Genomic DNA, 1,333 nt, shown 5'->3' with positions numbered 1-1,333 from the left:
CCCGCCGGTCTCAGTGTGAAGGTTGATGTGCCACTTCGGTGGTGGTTGGGTTCTGATCACCAGTTGTCTGGCTCTCCCGCCGGGTGCCGTGTCCCCTGCTCGTCAAGGGGTTGGCCTGTACTCGTTGTGCCGACTGCTGGTGATGGGAAACCGACCGGCCTGACTTGATAGGAGCGTGGCAGCAGCAACTCCCACACTGAGATGTGTCGGCCGGCCGGTCCAACCTCACAACCCCGTTGATTGATTGGAGGCCACACCCATGATCGTGGTGGGAGCCGATGTACACAAGCGTTCACACACCTTCGTCGCCGTCGATGAAGCCGGACGTCGACTCGAACAGAAAACAGTCAAGGCCACCACGCCCGGGCATCGCCAGGCGATGTGCTGGATCGGTGAGCGCTACGGCACTGAGGTGGTGTGGGCTATCGAGGACTGCCGCAACCTGTCGGCACGCCTGGAACGCGACCTACTCGGCGCCGGGCAGAAGGTGGTGCGGGTGACCCCGCACCTGATGGCCGAGTATCGGCGGATCGGCCGCGATCGCGGTAAATCCGATCCGATCGATGCGTTGGCGGTGGCACGCGCCGCTGCCCGCGAACCCGACCTGCCCGTCGCCGAGCACGACGACCTCTCCCGCGAGTTGAAACTGCTTGTCGATCACCGTGAAATCCTTGTCGCCCAACGCACAGCAATCATCAACCGATTGCAGTGGAACGTGCACGAAATCGACCCCGGATTCGAGATTGAGCCCCGTTCGATGGACCGAATCAAGCAGCAGAAGAGAGTCGGAGGGTGGCTGGAGAACCAGACACAGATCATCGCCGAACTCGCCCGTGAACAACTGACCGACATCGTCGAGTTGACCGTGCGGATCAAGACCTACACACGCCGCATCACCGCACTGGTCACCCCGGCGGCACCCGCGCTGCTCGAAGTGGTGGGATGTGCCGAACTCACCGCGGCCAAGATCATCGGCGAGACCGCCAACGTCACCAGATTCGCCGATGAGGCCAAGTTCGCCCGCCACGCCGGAGTGGCGCCGGTGCCGGTGTGGTCAGGCAACACAGCCGGACGAGTCCGACTCACCCGCTCAGGCAACCGACAACTCAATGCCGCGATTCACCGGATCGCGATCACCCAGACCGGACGCAACGACAGCCTCGGCAAGGCCTACTACGACAAGAAACAACGCGAATCCAAAACCAAAACCGAGGCACTGCGATGCCTCAAACGCCGAATCTCCCGAGTCGTCTTCGCCGCCCTCACCGCCGACCACAACACCCGCACACAACCCGACACTCAAGCAGCCGCTTGACATAGGAGCTATGAGTAG

The 1,333-nt window shown here is 62.3% G+C and carries 1 protein-coding gene; it reads left to right on the top strand.

Features of this window, described 5'->3' with window-relative positions; all coding sequences use genetic code 11:
* Window positions 1–259: 259 nt before the first annotated feature.
* Complete coding sequence (locus tag ACLQ3I_RS23315; RefSeq protein ID WP_425794889.1) at window positions 260–1,315, top strand: IS110 family transposase; 1,056 nt, start codon at window positions 260–262, stop codon at window positions 1,313–1,315.
* The last annotated feature ends 18 nt before the right edge of the window (window positions 1,316–1,333 follow it).

The sequence above is a fragment of the Gordonia sp. DT101 genome (assembly GCF_049844895.1).
Classification (GTDB): domain Bacteria; phylum Actinomycetota; class Actinomycetes; order Mycobacteriales; family Mycobacteriaceae; genus Gordonia.
The sequence above is the reverse complement of the archived record's forward strand: the minus strand, read 5'-3'. Positions and strand labels throughout refer to the sequence as shown.

Excerpts from the sequence above, each read along its gene's own strand:
- ACLQ3I_RS23315 (WP_425794889.1), top strand. The coding sequence starts at position 260 with ATGATCGTGGTGGGAGCCGATGTACACAAGCGTTCACACACCTTCGTC.